General features: G+C 57.0%; 1 protein-coding gene. It reads right to left on the bottom strand.

Annotation, left to right across the window (positions count from 1 at the left end; genetic code table 11):
• The coding region (gene tpiA, locus ACIP1X_RS27765; protein ID WP_400755866.1) for a triose-phosphate isomerase at nt 1–591 on the bottom strand (591 nt) is incomplete at both ends.

The raw sequence follows: 591 nt of genomic DNA, 5'->3' as shown, positions 1-591 counted from the left end.
ATGCCGAACAGTTCGACCGCATTGGCCGCCTTCACGCTGCCGCCGTATAGAAGCCGCACACCTCGTGCGACTTCAGAATTCTCTGCCGCCAACTGCTCGCGAATGGCTTTATGCACATCCTGCGCCTGTTGCGGCGTTGCAGTCAGTCCGGTGCCAATGGCCCAGACCGGCTCGTAAGCAATGACTGCTTTTGCAAAAGCACCAACACCCAGCTCCTCGATGATGCTGCCCAGCTGACGCCCGACAACCTCAAGAGTTTTCCCGGCTTCGCGCTGCTCGAGGGTTTCCCCTACACACAACACCGGAATCAAGCCACATGCCTGTGCCGCTGCGAACTTGCGATTCAGCATCCCGTCTCGCTCGCCCATGATCTGGCGGCGTTCGGAGTGCCCGACAAGCACAAGGGAACAACCTGCATCCACCAACTGACTCGGTGCAATTTCACCGGTCAATGCACCTTGCATGGATTCCACCGCAGAATTCTGCGCACCGACCGAAATCGATTTACCTTTCAAGCCATCAACCACTTGGTTGATATACAAGCAAGGCGGGAATACCGCGACATCAACACCGCTTGGCAAGGCCAGATGA

Origin of the sequence: Pseudomonas sp. NPDC088885 (genome assembly GCF_044750025.1) — a bacterium.
Classification (GTDB): domain Bacteria; phylum Pseudomonadota; class Gammaproteobacteria; order Pseudomonadales; family Pseudomonadaceae; genus Aquipseudomonas; species Aquipseudomonas rustica.
This window is presented reverse-complemented; position numbering and strand designations above follow the sequence as displayed.